We start from the raw sequence: 15,663 nt of genomic DNA on the forward strand, positions 1-15,663 counted from the left end.
GTTTTTCATTCTAAAATATTATATTCAAAAACTGTCACAGTATCATTGTCCTTTATATAACCGAGTTCGGCTTTACTGTATTTGTTCAGTATATTTTTTTCAAATTTTTCAAAGTTACCGAAATCCTGCATTTCTCCCTGTATAAGCCATTTCTTATTTTCATATCCGATTTTTGTATAATCTATTCCGTATTCACTGTTTTCAATCAAAAATTTTATTACCGAAAAATACTCTTTTCTTTTAAGAGAGCTGTCTATCTCATTCAACGTTTGAAGCTCTTTGGAATAATCGGGTATTTTATCATTTTTTTTATTCAAATATTCTTTTTCAAGATTTTTTGTTTCTTCTTTTATTTTTTCATTTTTTTTAATTTCCTTTTCGAGAGGAATAAATCCGCACAAAAGAAAATAAGATATTGCCAAAATCCCTAAAATTATGATGTCTTTCATTTTTACATTTTTTATACTTTCCATACTTATAATTTCGTTTTTCTTGGCAAAATCCGGCTCACTGTAAAGGTCCGAGCCTTGAAATACGATTTTTACATTTTCCTCATCGACAGTGAAAACTTCCATATTTCCGAAATCAAAATTATCGATATCCGAAATATCTTCCATCACCAAGTCAAGTTTTTCAATCTCTTTTATTTTTGAATCTTCTATTAGAAATCTTAAACTTTTTTCTTCGCCTATTTGTATTATCTCGATATTTTCTTCTTTATAAAAATTATAAACTGAAACAAAATCTATTTTAATTGACAAAATTTCAAAGCCGAATTTTCCGCAAACTCTTTTCAGTTCGGATGTTTTCTTTCTCGATAAATATACATTTATAAATTTATTTTCTAAATGATTCAAATACAGTTTTTTATTTTCAGAATTAATATTTTTTCTTACAAAATCATCCAAAAAGTCTTTATTATAAATATTCTTCAATATTTTTCTATTTTCTTCATTTGTACTTATATCCTCTTTTACGTTTAATTCCTTATCATTGAATGTAAAATAAGAAAAATGCAGAATAAACTTCAAAGGATTTTTATTCCCCGTAAATTCATATTCTTCTTTTAAAACTTCCAGAACTTCTTCCAAACTTTCATTTTCATGATAAAATACTTCCTCATCAATACAGACATATATTTTCGAGTTGCTTCTCATATATATTTTTATATTCTCAATCATATATTTTTATTCCTCCGCCCTTTTATTTATCATATGAAAACCTTCCTTCATCGGATTTGACTTCTACAAGTGTCGGATTAATCCTTTTAAAAGTCAGCTTTTCAACAAACAGTATTTTTCCTCCTAGCATATCTTTAAAGTACACAGCTTCCAAATCATTGTATACAGTGTTTTTATCAAGGGGTAAGCTATACTCGTTTCCGCTGCTGTCTGTTATTTTTTCAATTTGAAATCCTCCTATGCTTCCGATATTTTTTCCCGAAAATACAATTCTTTCGATTTCTTTATTTCCTGCAGGATTTATCTCCATTTTTGAATTGAAATACTGATTTTCATCTTCAGGAAATACTGAAACACCGATGTTCTCTATACCTTTTGTCAATATTTTCAAGGAATTTTGGCGTTCTTTATTTATAAGATAATTTTCTGAAACCGAACTTTCTTTTCTGCTTTTTAACGAAACAATATCGGCTTTTTCTTTTACAAAATATATAAACGCCAATGAAAATACCGAAAGCATTGACAATACAATCAAAACATAAATAAGACTTACCCCTTTTTTCATATTCTCCCTGATTTCCCCCATTTATAAGACCTCTTTTCAAAGTAAATTCAGAACTTTTACTTCATTATTTTTTTTATACTTCAAATTTATAACCAGCAGATCATCTATTCTTTTAAATTCAACATTATCGTACTGTCCGATAATTGATTTTGTCCCTAAATTTGTTATATCATCTCCGTCTGAAACATACAATTTTCCTTTACTGTATTCAAGTTTATAAAATTTACCGTCTTTTTTCATAATAATCTCTTCATTCTTTATATGAATATTATCTGTATTTCCTTCATATCCAAAAGCTTCCATATCCCTGTTTTTAATATCTTCTATTATTTTATCACTTATAAAATAGACATTTTCATACATTAACTGATTTTCTTTCTTTTCTTTTTCTATTAAAACAACTCTTTTTAAAAATACAGATATTACAAATACTAAAACTGAAAATAAAAACATACATATTAATATTTCCAAAAGCAGATATCCTTTATTTTTATTATATTTTTTCATTTTTCTCCTTATTTCAGGTTGGGAAAATAGTAATCCTTTATATTTCCTGCACTTATTTCGAGTATATATTCTTTGTCCCCTTTTTCATTTATATAAAAATTTTCCGTTTGCTTTATTTCTATTTCTTTAGACTTGTCATCTGCCAATTTTCCGTTCAGAACCTTATACCTCTCTTCTATTCCAAAAACATTGTAAAAACCGTTTAGATCGGAAATACTATGTTTCCCTTTAAAATTAATAATTTCATCATATTTTTTCGTTTTAAGTATTTCTATTATATTTTTATTTTCGTTGTTTATGCTGTTTTTTATATCAGTTTTTATATTTACCTTGAAAGTTTTCAGAAATATATCCGAAACAGGAACAAGAACTGTTATTACAAAAAACATGGATATCAGACTTTCGACAAGCGTTTCCCCCTTATTTCTTCTTTTCATTTTTCCCCCGTAAAACTAAATTATATTCAAATAACCGAATACGATGTATGTCATTATTATAAAAGGTCCGAAAGCTATATACTCTGTCTTTTTCTTTCTAATTTTAAGATATGCTGAAAGAAAAATCGAAAATATTCCTCCTAAAATATACAAAAAAATATAGAATCTCACTGTTTCCGAGATATTTTCATATCTCAAAAGTCCTCCTACAGCCATCATCAGCTTTATATCTCCAAAGCCTATCAATTCTTTTTTTACATAATCTTCAACAATATAAAGAAAAAGCAAAGGCATGGAAAATGCACAAATTCCCAAATACCATTCAGTTAAATAGTTAAAATACAAAGCTTTCAAAAAACCCATTGCCAAAAGTATCAGAAATCCTCTTTCGGGAATAATTTTTCTTTTTATATCAATAATAAAAATGTATGCCAGACTTACATATTCTATTATATTTAATAAAGTCACATACATAATTTATTTCCTTATCTCTTCTCCCGGAAAAGCCTTACTGTCGGCATCTATTTTCGCGTAAACTTCTCCTTTATCATAAATCATTGTCCCCTTTATATTTCCTATTTTAAAATTTCCCGAAGTATTCATTCCTATTCCCAGTTTTTGTAAATTTCCCTGTTCCGTCAGTACATCCTGCAGATTTTTCGGACTGTCTCCCCCATGATCTATGCTCCATGAAGTAGAAGAATTATTCAATTCGGCAACAGCTCCTATTACTTTACTTCTGTTTGCTTTATTCAGATATTTTCCCACTTGTGGCACTGCAATAGCTGAAATAATAGTTATAATTGCCACTACAAGTATAACCTCAATTAATGTAAAACCTTTTTTCATGGACTTTTTTTGATTATATTTTTTCTTTTCCATATAACCCTCCCTCATTTTAATTTTTTACTAATTATTTATACCTTATTTTTTAAATTTTGTCAAACATTTTTTAATAATAATCTAATGCTACAAAAAAACAAGGGATTGAACCCTTATCCTTTATCTTAGTAAATATCTCCACGACTATTAATCTCAATAACTTCAATAATTCTTATTTCATCTTCGACAGTAAATAAGGCTCTATATTTACCTATTCTCATTCTAAATGAATTCGGTATAGACCTGTAATATTCTATATCAAAATTTTGAAAATTGTTATAAAAGTCTTCTGATAATTCGGAAAAATTTTTAAAAAACTTTTTCCCGAAATCTTTGTTTTTTTTCATAAATTTTTCTGCTTTTTTTAAATACTTTACTTTATAGGAGATCTTCAATCTTAATCTCCTTTCCTTTATCTTTTTTATCTTTATTTTTCATTGCTTCAACAATTTCATACTCTTCATCTTCAGGAACAGTAGAACAATGAGCACGTAAAAAAGCAGATAAATCAAGTTCTTCCTGTTCTTTAACATAATTTACAGCTGCTTTTCTGACCAATTCAGAAAAACTAATTCCGATTTTTTTGGCAAATCTGTCTACAATGTAAAAATCATCTGAATTTATTGTAATATTTTTTCTTAACATTCCTTCACGATAAACTTCCTTAGCCATTTTATCAACTCCTATCAATTTTTTACATCTTTTTCTATTACAATTTCATTATACACAACACACACACTTTATGTCAAGTATGTATTATGTATAAGGTATGCTTACTCCATCCCTCTCAAAATCAAATTAAAATCATAGATGTTTGAAAATGGAATAATCCCTGCTCCTATAGCTGAAGCTTTAGTTAAAAGTTTCGGAAATATAATCTTTTCGGAATTTTTGCCCAATTTACAGTTTTCTTTTTTAATTTTCTCTATTAAAATCGGTTTTATTTTATTTTCGTAAGGTGCCCAAATTCCGCCGACAATAACACAGTCCAAATCAAAAATCAGAAAAAGATTCATTATTCCTGTAGCGAGATAATCAAAGTATTCGTTCATTTGGTTAAAAATATTGTTATTACTTTTTTTCTCATAAATGTCTATTAATTCATCCAAACCTTTTAAATTATTTTCTTTAATCAGTTTATCTATTATTTTTGATGATACATATTTATCCCAGCAGCCTTTTCTTCCGCACTCACACTGCCTTCCTTTATAATCAATAACCATATGCCCTATTTCTCCTGCATGTTGAAGACTTCCCGAATAAATGGAATTTTCCATAATTATTCCCCCGCCGATTCCTTCATAAATAGACAAATAAATGGAATTTCTGTATTGTTTCGAGCTTCCTATAAGATTTTCGGCATATGCAGCATAATCAGCTTCATTTCCTATATAGATCGGCATTTTAAAAGTTTCTTTTAATCCTTCAAGAGAATAATCCTTTATATTTACTATAGGAGATTCTTCCAGTTTCAGTTTTCTGTCGTTGACAATTCCAGGAAATGCAATACCTATACCCAATATCTGATCTATAGTTATTTTACTATGCACAATCGATTTATAAATAATATTTTTCAGCTCTTCTTCGAGATTATTTATATTATACTTTTCCTGTAATTTGTATATCGTACATAAATTTAAATTAAGTATTATCAGTGTCAGACTTTCCTGTCTTATTTCTATTCCGACAGTATAAATATTTTCCGGATTTATTTCAAATATAACCGGCTTTCTGCCTGACTCCGAATTAATTACTCCACTTTCTTTTATGAGTCCTATTTTTACTAATTCATTCAAATAGAGAGTTACTGTAGGTATTGTAACATCAATGTACTTTGATAGCTGAACTTTTGTAACTTTCTTTTGAGAATATATATAACTTAAAATTTTTTTATGATAGTTATTTGGTACCAACTCCATATTTTTCTCCTACATAATTAAGAATATTTTTTATATTGTGTATTATATCATATTTTCCTTATTAAAAATAATTTGCCTTGAAATTATTAAATATAAAAAGAGAGAATTAATCGTTTATGTAATTCTCTCTAAAATATAAAATTTATTTCATAAATCGATCATAAGCTTTCTGCTGTATTTGCTCTGCTTTTTTTAATCCTATCTGTTCTATTCTTTTTATATATTCCTCCCAGTCTTTATCAACATCTGACACTCCCATAATCCATTTTTGAGACATTTCTTCTACATAAGCATTTAATTGTGTATTTATTTTGGAAAAATCTTCTGCTTCTTCTTTTGTATATTTTAAGGATGGTAATAACTCATGAACATAATTGTTTTTAATATATGTATCTATTGCTTCAACAGCCTCTTTAGGATACCATTGTCTCTCATATTCTGCATCCTGAGCAACTCCCAGCCTAAACTGTGCTCCTGTTTCTTTAAGTACCTGTAAAGCAGTTTTCCCCTCCGTATTATTTAAAACTTTATCAGTAAATAAAGGTTTTCCGTCTTTCAATACCCATTCACTTCCCTCTATTCCGTAATTCCATAATCGTCGTCCTTCTTCACTGTACCAGAAATCAAAATATTTAATAGCTTCTATTACTTTTTTTGATTTTGAACTTATACCCCATGCACCGTACTCAGTCGTTCTTGCCTGATAAGTCTGATTATTATTTTTATATTTTGGCGGAGCAATAAAAGCTAAATCAAAGTCGGGAATATTCTTTCCTAATTTTTCATTATAGGAAGCCGTACTTCCGAACCAGTCATTAGTATAACCTCCTATGTTGTTAGATAACATATAATCTCTTGAAACTAATCCTCTTGTAAAAATTTCCTTATCTATAAGTCCCTCTTTATACCATTGGGCAATGTTTTTTATCGCCTCTCTAAATTCAGGCTGTACAGCCCCGAATTTTATTTTTCCTGCAGAATCTTCATACCAGAATGTTCTTGCTTTAAATACATCAACCAATAATCTTATCGTATCTTTCGGAGACTCTGAACGAAAGAAAAAAGGGATTTCATCTTTTTTTCCATTACCGTTAGGATCTTTATCTCTGAATGCGGTAAGTACATTATATAATTCTTCGGTAGTTTCTGGTTCTTTTAAATTCAATTTTTTCAGCCAGTCTTTTCTTATAAAATACCCTGTTGACGGCATAGAATTAAAATAATCATAATAATTCGGAATAACATAGATATGACCGTCTGCAGCAATCGCATCTTTTTTATATCTCGGATTTTGTTCCCAGAATTTTTTGATATTTGGAGCATATTTTTCTATTAAATCTTCCAACGGAACAAGCCCGCCCTCCATTCCGAGTCTTTCCAGTACTGCCGTATCCATATATGATACAATGTCGGGTAATTGACCCGAAGATACAAGTAAATTATATGCTTCAGTTTGATTTGTCTGATTTTGTGATGCAACGTTTTTTAAACGGATATTTGTCATTTCTGTTGCTTTTTTGAATATCGGCCATTCAGTATTTAAAGCTTTTCCCGAATCCATTGCAAATATAGACAATTCTGTTTCTTTTTCAGTAATTAAATATCCCTTCAAATTCTTATTTTCATTCATTTTGAATTTTTCTTTTTCACAGGAAAAAAAGAGCACAACTATTAAAATAAATAAAATCTTTTTAAATATAATTTTTTCAGACATTATATTTTCCTCCACTCTATATTTTTAAAAATTATTACTATTAAATTTTATCCTATATTTATATTTTGTCAATATTTTTCTGTATAAAATTATATCAGTTTTTCCTCTTTCAGAACATTATAAAATCTATTCAAAAATTCTTCAATATTTTTCTTTGGGGTTGCTAAATTTACTCTTATAAAGCCTTTTCCCTCTTCACCGAAATGACTTCCTGTATAAATTTTTAGTTTCGCTTTTTCCAATAAAATTCTATTTAATTCTTCTTCTGGAATATTTAATTTTCTATAATCTACCCATACTAAATATGTTCCTTCAGATTTTATTACTTCCAATTGAGGAATTTTTTCCGATATATATTTTTCAAGATACTCTTTGTTCTTTTTTATATAATTCATAACCTCTTCTACCCAATACTCACATTTATTATAAGCTTCTTCAGTTATTCCCGCTCCAAAAATATTAGGATTGTGTATTATGGCTTTATCCAGTATTTCTGAAACCTGTTCCCTAATTTGTTTATTCGGAATTATTAAATTTGATGCTATTACTCCCGGAACATTAAAAGTTTTAGTTATAGAATTACAAACTATTCCTAAATTTTCTGCATCTTTAGATATACTTGTTATAGGAATATGCTTATAAGGCGAAAATACCAAATCACAATGGATTTCATCCGAAATCAATATCAAATTATGTTTTTTACAAAATTCAACAATTTCCTCCAATTCTTCTCTCAAAAACACTTTTCCTGTGGGATTATGGGGATTGCACAAAAGAAATATTTTTGTATTTTTATCTATTTTCTCTTCTAATTTAGATAAATTCATTTCATATTTTCCGTTTTTTAAAATTAGAGGATTTCTTATAATTTTTCTTTTGTTTTTAACTATAACATCATTTAACATCGGATAAGCAGGTGTTTGAAGTATTATTCCATCCCCGACTTCTGTAATATTTTGTATAATTAAGCTTATACTTATTCCTATTCTCGGTGAATATACTATCCAATCTTTATCTATTTCCCAGTTATGCTTTTTTGAAAACCAGTTTATTACTGACTGATAATAGCTTTCAGGTAAAATTGTATATCCAAAAACTCCGTGATTTACTATCTCGTTCATTTTATTTATCATTTCTTCGGGAGAGCGAAAATCCATATCGGCAACTGCCATATGCAAATATTCTCCTTTTTTTCCTTGAATAAAACTATCCCATTTTGCTGAATTTGTACCGTATCTGTCTATTATTCTGTCAAAATTACTCATTTTCTATACCTCCTTTATTTTTTTCTTCTTCTAAATATTCCTGATAAATTTTATCTTTTTCATCAAGTTTTGCTATAAATTTACCTGAATACCCCCAAATTATTGCAAAAATACATCCTGAATAACATAAAATCGCCCACGGCAAATATTCTAATGTTTTTACTCCTAAAGTTGTCGCCATATAAACTCCTGCAGCTGTCCAAGGAACTAACGGCTCTATAACTGTAGCTCCATCTTCCAATGTTCTTGATAAATTTTTAGGATGTAATTTTTTTGAAAGATATTTGTTCTTAAACATTTCTCCCGGAATAAGTATTGATAATTGTCCGTTAGAAGTAACACATACCGCAACAAAACATGAAATCAATGTAGACAGTATTAATCCTCCTGTAGACTTTACATTTTTTAACAGTTTTTTCAAAACTATATCTAATGAATCCGTAACCGCTATCGCTCCTGCAAATCCGTATGCACAAAATGCGATTAATACTGTTCCGAGCATAGAATTCATTCCTCCTCTGTTTAATAGTCTCGGTATATCCGCAATGATATTTTCAGTATTTAATCCTGAAACCATTGAAATATTAAACCCGTCTATGGTAGCCTCAAAAGCCTGTTGCAATGTAAAGTGTTGAAAAACTACGGCATTAAACAATGCAATTGCACTTGATATTAGCATAACAGGAATTGTCGGCTTTTTCTTTATTGATCCGAATAAAACTATTACAGGAGGTAATAAGACTAACAAATTCCAATTAAATATACTGTTTAATGTATCTAATATTATCGTTACTTTTTCAGGTGTAACAGCATTTCCGGAAGAAATGTTAAATCCTATTAATGTATATACTATTGAAGCCAAAATAAATGCAGGTCCTGTAGTCCAAACCATATGTCCTATATGCTCGTATAGAGTCGTTCCCGCTGCAATAGGAGCTAAATTTGTAGTATCAGACAACGGTGACATTTTATCTCCAAAATACGCTCCTGAAACTACAGCTCCGGCAACAACAGGTAATGGTGCTCCTATACCTGCTGCCACACCCATAAGTGCTACTCCTACTGTTCCTGCAGATCCCCATGAAGTTCCCGTACAAATTGAAACAAATGCTGTAACAAGAAAAGATGTAATTATTATAAATTTAGGACTTATTATTTTTAATCCGTAATATATCATCATCGGTATTGTTCCGCCTATCATCCAGCTCCCGATTAAAAGTCCTACAATTATTAAAATCAAAATTGCAGGCATTGTTTTTGATAATTTATTTACTATGGAATTCATTATATCATCCCATGTGTATCCATTTTTTACAGCTATAATACTTGCCAGACTTGCAGATATAAGCATCAGTATTTCCGCACGAAGTCCGTATATTCCGTATCCTATTCCTAAAAGTAGTATCATAAATATTATAGGCATTACCGCTTCTATAAAGCTTACTTTTCTTTTCATTTTTTCCTCCGTTTACAAACTATTTATTTTTTTATATTCATCTTTTAATGAACTGTATAAACCTTTATACACTTCATATCTTCTTTTATATTCTTTGTGATTTTCTGAATTCGGTTCTAAAATATCCGTAATTTTAATTAATTCTCTTAATTTTCCGTTTCTGTTTTCTATTTTTTCTACACCAAACATAGCCAGTAATGCTGCTCCGTATGATGGTCCTTCCTGTACCGTTAAAACTTCGGATTTTATATTAAACAGATCAGTAATAATTTTTCTAATCAATTCAGATTTTGCTCCGCCGCCTATTATTCTTATTGTGTCGGGATTAAGATTATCTGCAAGTTTATATGAATCATACAAAGCAAACACTACACCTTCTAAAACCGCTCTTGTCATATCTCCTCTTGTATGCGATGCATTCAATCCGATAAAACTTCCTCTCGCATAAGGATCCGAATGAGGTGTTCTTTCCCCTGTAAGATAAGGTAAGAAGAACAAATTATTACTTCCTATTGGTGATTTTAACGCTTCATCCAACAATACTGTATAATTTCCGTCCTGTATTTCTTCCACCCACCATTTCAAACATGAAGCTGCTGATAATATTACTCCCATAAAATGATATTTCCCGTTGGCATCACAAAATGTGTGCATACTGTTTTTTTCAGGAAGTTTCCATTTTTCCTGAGGAATAAAAACTACTCCCGAAGTACCTAACGAAATCAATATTTTATCTTCATTTATTACTCCTGCTCCTACTGCTCCACAGGCATTATCTCCACCACCTGCTACCACAGGAATGTCTTCAGTTATTCCAAATTCATCTTTTATATTTTCAGTCAATTTTCCTATTATCTCATAGGATTCAAAAGATTTAGGCAAAGATTCTTCTTTTATCCCTAATATTTCTGTCATTTCTTCCGACCACTTTCTGTTTTTTACGTCAAAAAACAATGTTCCCGAAGCATCGGACACATCAGTAAATATTTCTTCTGTCAATACATACCCTAAATAATCTTTAGGAAGCATTATATACTTTATCTTGGAAAATATTTCAGGTTCATTTTTTCTAATCCATAAAAGTTTAGAGGCAGTAAATCCCGTAAAAGAAATATTTGAAGTACATTTTACAAGTTTTTCAATTCCTATTTCGTTATTCAGATAATCTGATTCTTCAACTGTTCTCTGATCATTCCAAAGTATAACGGGATACAGAACTTTTTTATTTTCATCTAAAATAACAAGTCCATGCATTTGTCCCGATATTCCTATACCTTTTACTTCATTAATATTTATTTTTTGAGAAATTTCTTTTATTCCCTCTTTCATTGCTTTTACCCAATCTTCAGGATTTTGATCCGACCAGCCGTTATTTGAATAATTAACTTCATATTCTTTTGAAGCGGATACTTTTATTTCGCCTTTTTCATTTATAACAATAATTTTCATTCCTGAAGTTCCCAAGTCTATTCCTAAATACAGCATACAATCCTCCTTAATACATTTTATCATTATCTTCCTTTTTAAAAATTCACTTCTCCGACATTAAAATTTTACTTTGAGAAATACGAATGCAACGTTATAAAAACAACTGTCTGAGCGTAGCGAGTTTGTTGTTTTTATAGTGAAATGAAGTTATTTCGAGTTAGTAAAATTTTGGTCGGTCAGTTTTTTGCTACTTTTTTTCAAAAAAGTAGATAAAACTATTTCACCTCAAATATATACTGATTCAACTTACTTTCCAGCATTTCCTGTCTACCTGAATTATTTTTTACTTCTGTTAAAGTTTCGGCATATTTGGACAGTTCTTCAAATCCCACTTTTCCATCAATTATATCTTTTCCGATACCTGTTTTATAGCTTTCGTATCTTTTATCAATAAAATCTTCAAATACTTTATCTTCATATAATCTATATGCTATTTTGAGTCCTTTGGCAAAAGTATCCATTCCTGCGATATAAGCTAAGAATAAATCTTTATCCTCAAAAGAACCTCTTCTTACTTTTGCATCAAAATTAAGTCCTCCTGAACCGAGTCCTTTATTTTTAACTACTTCATACATTGCTAAAGTCGTATCATATATATTTGTCGGGAATTGATCTGTATCCCATCCTAAAAGCATATCTCCCTGATTGGCATCTATCGAGCCTAAAACACCGTTTATTCTCGCCAGATTTAACTCATGTTGGAATGTATGTCCTGCTAAAGTTGCATGGTTTGCCTCTATATTTACTTTATAATATTTATCAAGATTATATTTTCTTAAAAATGCCAAAACTGTAGCAGTATCAAAGTCATATTGATGTTTTGTAGGTTCTTTCGGTTTAGGCTCTATAAGAAGTTGCCCTTTAAATCCTATTTTTTCTTTATAATCTACTACCATTTTCAAAAATCTTGCAAAATTATCATATTCCAATTCAGAGTTAGTATTCAGTAATGTTTCATATCCTTCTCTTCCTCCCCATAATACGTAATTTTCTCCGCCCAATCTGTTAGTTATGTCCATAGCTTTCTTTACTTGAGCTGCAGCATACGCAAATACATCAGCATTGGGAGAAGTAGAAGCTCCATGAACAAATCTCGGATGACTGAAAGCATTAGTTGTCCCCCATAATAATTTTCTCCCTGTTTTTTTCATAAGTTCTTCTATGTGATCTACTATTTCATCAAGAAGTTTGTTACTGTCTGCGAGCATCATACTTTCATCTATTATATCTCTGTCATGGAAACAGAAATATTCCAAACCGAGTTTCTGCATAAATTCAAATCCTGCATTTGCTCTTGCTTTTGCTCTTTCCAATACATTTTCATATTTATTCCACTCTCTGTCCATTGTTTCTCCGCCGAACATGTCCACTCCCTGAGCTTTCAATGTATGCCAGTAACTCATTGCAAATCTCAAATGCTCTTTCATTGTTTTTCCGCCTAATACTTCATCTTTATTGTAGTATTTAAATGCCAAATCATTTTTTGATTCAGCCCCTTCATATTTTATTTCTTTTATTTCAGGAAAAAACTCTTTCATAAATTTATACCGTTCCTTTCGTTAGTAATTTTAATTTTTTTTATTTTTTTGTGACTGTACATCAAACAATACCGCAAATAACAATATTAATCCTTTTACTACATATTGCCATGACGGCTCTACGTTTAACATGCTCATTCCGTTATCAAGACTCGCCATTATCAAAGCTCCCAATATAGCTCCGGTTACTTTTCCTTTTCCTCCTGACAGACTGGCTCCTCCTATTACACAGGCGGCTATTGTATCCAGTTCGGCATTTGTTCCCGCAGAAACCGAACCTGCTCCCAATCTTGACGTTAAAACAAGCCCTGCAATTGATACTAAAAATCCGTTTACTATATAAATAATCATTTTTATTTTTTTTGTATCTATTCCCGAATACTTGACTGCATTTATATTTCCTCCGATAGCATATACTATTCTTCCGTAAGCTGTTTTATTGGATACAAATGAAAATACTGCAATTAAAAGACCCATTAGTAAAACAGGAGTCGGTATTCCTTCATAACTGTTTAAAATTATAACACCTAAAAACATTAATATTCCGCTTATTATTATCCCTGTCAAATCTTCTCTAAGTGTCGGAACTTCTATACCGTTTACAGTTTTCGCTTTTCTTTCGCTATATTTTGAATAAATCATATATCCTATATAAATAATCACGATTATATAGCTCAAACTTTTAGGAATATAGCTTTGCCCCAATATTTCAAATGATTTGCTTATAGGAGAAATTGTTTTTCCGCCTGTTATTCCTATCAATACTCCTCTGAATACAAGCATTCCCGACAATGTAACTATAAACGAAGGAACACCTTTATTAGCTGTCCAGTATCCATTCCATATTCCGAAAGCAAAACCCAGAATTAATGTTACAATTATTGTTAAAATAAAAGGCATTTTCAAATTAACATCCATAATTGCCGCTATCCCTCCGAGCAAAGCCATTTGTGAGCCTACGGACAAATCTATTTCTCCTGAAATAATTATAAATATCATTCCTATTGACAATATTCCCGTTATTGACATCTGTCTTAACAAATTTGATATATTTCTGGAATTTATAAAATTTCCCCCTGTTACAGATATAAATACTGCCCATATTACTAAAAGTGCTAAAAATATAATAAATGTATTTGAATTTTTAGCTTTCTTTAATTTCGTTACCAAACTCATTTTTATCTCCTCCGATAGCAGTTTCCATTATCATTTCCTGTGTAATATTTTTATTGATAAATTCTCCCTTTACTTCACCTTCATGCATTACGACAATTCTATCACTTATTCCCAATATTTCAGGCAATTCTGACGAAACCATTATTATGCTTATACCCTGTTCTGCAAGTTCGACTATGTTTTTATATATCTCATATTTCGCTCCTACATCTACACCTCTTGTAGGCTCATCGAGAATTATTATTTTCGGATTAACCATTAAATTTTTAGCAAGTACTACTTTCTGCTGGTTTCCTCCGCTCAAATTTTTTATTTCGAGATCTGTTCCGGAAGTTTTTATTTTCAAGATTTCAATATATTTTTTCACGTCCTTATCTTCATTGTAAACATCTACGTAATTTAGTTTTTTCGTATAATTATCTAAATTTGATAAAGTCATATTTTTTTCAACAGACATATCGGCTATTATTCCGTCTTTTTTTCTATCTTCAGGAACCATAGATATACCCATTTTCAAGGCTTCTTTAGTTGATTTTATATTTATTTTTTCACCTTTGAAATAACACTCACCTTTCCGGTAACCTTCATAAGTACCGAAAATACTTGAAATCAACTCGGTTCTTCCTGAACCTATTAATCCCGATATACCGAGAATTTCTCCTTTTTTCAGTGTCAAATTTATATCTTTTACTTTTTGTTTTCCTGAATTGTCAAATACGTTATAATTTTTTATTTCAAAGATTACATCTCCGATTTTATTATTTTTTTCAGGATAGAAACTGCTTAATTCTCTTCCGACCATTGCTTTTACAATATCATTTTTAGTACATTCGGAAGTTTTTCTGCATTCTATAAATTTTCCGTCTCTTATTACTGTTATTTCATCGGATATTTTCATCACTTCTTCAAGTTTATGACTTATATATATTGACGTTACGCCTTTTTCTTTGAGTTCTTTTATAATATTCAGCAATATATCGGTTTCTTTTTCCGTTAATGAAGCTGTAGGCTCATCAAATATAATCAGTTTTGATTTTTTTGACAGTGCTTTTGCTATTTCTACCAGCTGTTTATGTCCTATTCCCAATTCTTTTACTAATATATCGGGAGCTACATCCATTTTAAGCTCTTTCAATATATTTCCTGTTTCCTGATACATTTTATAATAATCCACAATTCCGTTTTTCGTTATAAAATTTCCGAGAAATATATTTTCCATAATAGAAAGTTCATCAACAAGATTAAGTTCCTGATGTATTATTGAGATCCCTTTTTCTTCGGAATCTTTTATACCTCTATTTTTCAAGATTATTCCGTCAAAATAAATTTCACCGTCATATGTTCCGTAAGGGTAAATTCCGCTTAATACTTTCATCAATGTCGATTTTCCGGCTCCATTTTCTCCGCAAAGAGCATGAACATGACCTTTTCTAACCTTTATAGCAATATCATCCAGTGCCTTTACTCCCGAAAAATCTTTAGTTATATGCCTCATATCAAGAATTTCTCTGCTATCCATTATTCGACCCCGCTAA

Annotated in this window: 16 protein-coding genes; all 16 read right to left on the reverse strand. The window is 30.1% G+C overall.

Features of this window, described 5'->3' with window-relative positions; translation table 11 throughout:
* Window positions 1-5 precede the first annotated feature (5 nt).
* The 16 genes from FVE72_RS09495 to FVE72_RS09565 all read right to left on the reverse strand — a co-directional run bounded on the left by FVE72_RS09495 (window position 6) and on the right by FVE72_RS09565 (window position 15,647).
* On the reverse strand, window positions 6-1,181 hold the full coding sequence (locus FVE72_RS09495; protein WP_146966561.1) for a hypothetical protein: 1,176 nt from the start codon (window positions 1,179-1,181) through the stop codon (window positions 6-8).
* A 22-nt stretch (window positions 1,182-1,203) separates the two neighbouring features.
* Window positions 1,204-1,767: a hypothetical protein gene (locus FVE72_RS09500; protein ID WP_026738155.1), complete on the reverse strand. Its 564-nt coding sequence runs from the start codon at window positions 1,765-1,767 to the stop codon at window positions 1,204-1,206.
* Between the two features lie 15 nt (window positions 1,768-1,782).
* Entirely contained in the window at window positions 1,783-2,253 is a 471-nt protein-coding gene (locus tag FVE72_RS09505) for a prepilin-type N-terminal cleavage/methylation domain-containing protein (protein ID WP_006808226.1), read from the reverse strand.
* Between the two features lie 8 nt (window positions 2,254-2,261).
* Window positions 2,262-2,690: a hypothetical protein gene (locus FVE72_RS09510; protein WP_006808258.1), complete on the reverse strand. Its 429-nt coding sequence runs from the start codon at window positions 2,688-2,690 to the stop codon at window positions 2,262-2,264.
* Between the two features lie 15 nt (window positions 2,691-2,705).
* Window positions 2,706-3,158 (reverse strand): prepilin peptidase, encoded by a 453-nt coding sequence (locus FVE72_RS09515; protein WP_006808257.1) that lies wholly within the window; start codon window positions 3,156-3,158, stop codon window positions 2,706-2,708.
* A 9-nt stretch (window positions 3,159-3,167) separates the two neighbouring features.
* Window positions 3,168-3,572: a prepilin-type N-terminal cleavage/methylation domain-containing protein gene (locus FVE72_RS09520; RefSeq protein WP_006808254.1), complete on the reverse strand. Its 405-nt coding sequence runs from the start codon at window positions 3,570-3,572 to the stop codon at window positions 3,168-3,170.
* Between the two features lie 125 nt (window positions 3,573-3,697).
* A complete protein-coding gene (locus FVE72_RS09525) occupies window positions 3,698-3,967 on the reverse strand; it encodes a type II toxin-antitoxin system RelE family toxin (RefSeq protein WP_006808266.1) in 270 nt (89 codons plus the stop codon).
* A complete protein-coding gene (locus tag FVE72_RS09530; RefSeq protein WP_006808221.1) occupies window positions 3,951-4,244 on the reverse strand; it encodes a hypothetical protein in 294 nt (97 codons plus the stop codon). The genes FVE72_RS09525 and FVE72_RS09530 overlap by 17 nt, the downstream gene beginning before the upstream one ends.
* A gap of 101 nt (window positions 4,245-4,345) precedes the next feature.
* Entirely contained in the window at window positions 4,346-5,491 is a 1,146-nt protein-coding gene (locus tag FVE72_RS09535) for an ROK family transcriptional regulator (protein WP_006808251.1), read from the reverse strand.
* A 142-nt stretch (window positions 5,492-5,633) separates the two neighbouring features.
* A complete protein-coding gene (locus FVE72_RS09540; protein ID WP_036056203.1) occupies window positions 5,634-7,205 on the reverse strand; it encodes a type 2 periplasmic-binding domain-containing protein in 1,572 nt (523 codons plus the stop codon).
* Between the two features lie 89 nt (window positions 7,206-7,294).
* Window positions 7,295-8,470, reverse strand: coding sequence for a MalY/PatB family protein (locus FVE72_RS09545; RefSeq protein WP_026738157.1), 1,176 nt, complete (start codon window positions 8,468-8,470; stop codon window positions 7,295-7,297).
* Window positions 8,463-9,926, reverse strand: a complete 1,464-nt coding sequence (gene nhaC, locus FVE72_RS11305; RefSeq protein WP_006808241.1) for a Na+/H+ antiporter NhaC — start codon at window positions 9,924-9,926, stop codon at window positions 8,463-8,465. Before nhaC ends, FVE72_RS09545 begins: the two co-directional genes overlap by 8 nt.
* Before the next feature lie 12 nt (window positions 9,927-9,938).
* Window positions 9,939-11,411 carry a xylulokinase gene (xylB, locus tag FVE72_RS11310; RefSeq protein ID WP_006808223.1) on the reverse strand — a complete coding sequence of 491 codons (1,473 nt, stop codon included), beginning with the start codon at window positions 11,409-11,411 and terminating at the stop codon, window positions 9,939-9,941.
* Window positions 11,412-11,629: 218 nt separating this feature from the next.
* A complete protein-coding gene (gene xylA / locus FVE72_RS09555) occupies window positions 11,630-12,952 on the reverse strand; it encodes a xylose isomerase (protein ID WP_006808250.1) in 1,323 nt (440 codons plus the stop codon).
* Between the two features lie 30 nt (window positions 12,953-12,982).
* Window positions 12,983-14,128, reverse strand: a complete 1,146-nt coding sequence (locus tag FVE72_RS09560; protein ID WP_146966563.1) for a sugar ABC transporter permease — start codon at window positions 14,126-14,128, stop codon at window positions 12,983-12,985.
* A complete protein-coding gene (locus FVE72_RS09565; protein ID WP_026738158.1) occupies window positions 14,097-15,647 on the reverse strand; it encodes a xylose ABC transporter ATP-binding protein in 1,551 nt (516 codons plus the stop codon). The genes FVE72_RS09560 and FVE72_RS09565 overlap by 32 nt, the downstream gene beginning before the upstream one ends.
* Window positions 15,648-15,663: the final 16 nt, after the last annotated feature.

This window comes from Pseudoleptotrichia goodfellowii (assembly GCF_007990505.1).
In the GTDB taxonomy this organism is placed as follows: Bacteria; Fusobacteriota; Fusobacteriia; order Fusobacteriales; family Leptotrichiaceae; genus Pseudoleptotrichia; species Pseudoleptotrichia goodfellowii.

What these genes read in the sequence shown, in the direction of transcription:
- FVE72_RS09495 (WP_146966561.1), bottom strand. Translation starts at nt 1,181, where the DNA reads ATGATTGAGAATATAAAAATATATATGAGAAGCAACTCGAAAATATAT.
- FVE72_RS09500 (WP_026738155.1), bottom strand. Translation starts at nt 1,767, where the DNA reads ATGGGGGAAATCAGGGAGAATATGAAAAAAGGGGTAAGTCTTATTTAT.
- FVE72_RS09505 (WP_006808226.1), bottom strand. Translation starts at nt 2,253, where the DNA reads ATGAAAAAATATAATAAAAATAAAGGATATCTGCTTTTGGAAATATTA.
- FVE72_RS09510 (WP_006808258.1), bottom strand. Translation starts at nt 2,690, where the DNA reads ATGAAAAGAAGAAATAAGGGGGAAACGCTTGTCGAAAGTCTGATATCC.
- FVE72_RS09520 (WP_006808254.1), bottom strand. Translation starts at nt 3,572, where the DNA reads ATGGAAAAGAAAAAATATAATCAAAAAAAGTCCATGAAAAAAGGTTTT.
- FVE72_RS09530 (WP_006808221.1), bottom strand. Translation starts at nt 4,244, where the DNA reads ATGGCTAAGGAAGTTTATCGTGAAGGAATGTTAAGAAAAAATATTACA.
- FVE72_RS09535 (WP_006808251.1), bottom strand. Translation starts at nt 5,491, where the DNA reads ATGGAGTTGGTACCAAATAACTATCATAAAAAAATTTTAAGTTATATA.
- FVE72_RS09540 (WP_036056203.1), bottom strand. Translation starts at nt 7,205, where the DNA reads ATGTCTGAAAAAATTATATTTAAAAAGATTTTATTTATTTTAATAGTT.
- FVE72_RS09545 (WP_026738157.1), bottom strand. Translation starts at nt 8,470, where the DNA reads ATGAGTAATTTTGACAGAATAATAGACAGATACGGTACAAATTCAGCA.
- nhaC (WP_006808241.1), bottom strand. Translation starts at nt 9,926, where the DNA reads ATGAAAAGAAAAGTAAGCTTTATAGAAGCGGTAATGCCTATAATATTT.
- xylB (WP_006808223.1), bottom strand. Translation starts at nt 11,411, where the DNA reads ATGCTGTATTTAGGAATAGACTTGGGAACTTCAGGAATGAAAATTATT.
- xylA (WP_006808250.1), bottom strand. Translation starts at nt 12,952, where the DNA reads ATGAAAGAGTTTTTTCCTGAAATAAAAGAAATAAAATATGAAGGGGCT.
- FVE72_RS09560 (WP_146966563.1), bottom strand. Translation starts at nt 14,128, where the DNA reads ATGAGTTTGGTAACGAAATTAAAGAAAGCTAAAAATTCAAATACATTT.
- FVE72_RS09565 (WP_026738158.1), bottom strand. Translation starts at nt 15,647, where the DNA reads ATGGATAGCAGAGAAATTCTTGATATGAGGCATATAACTAAAGATTTT.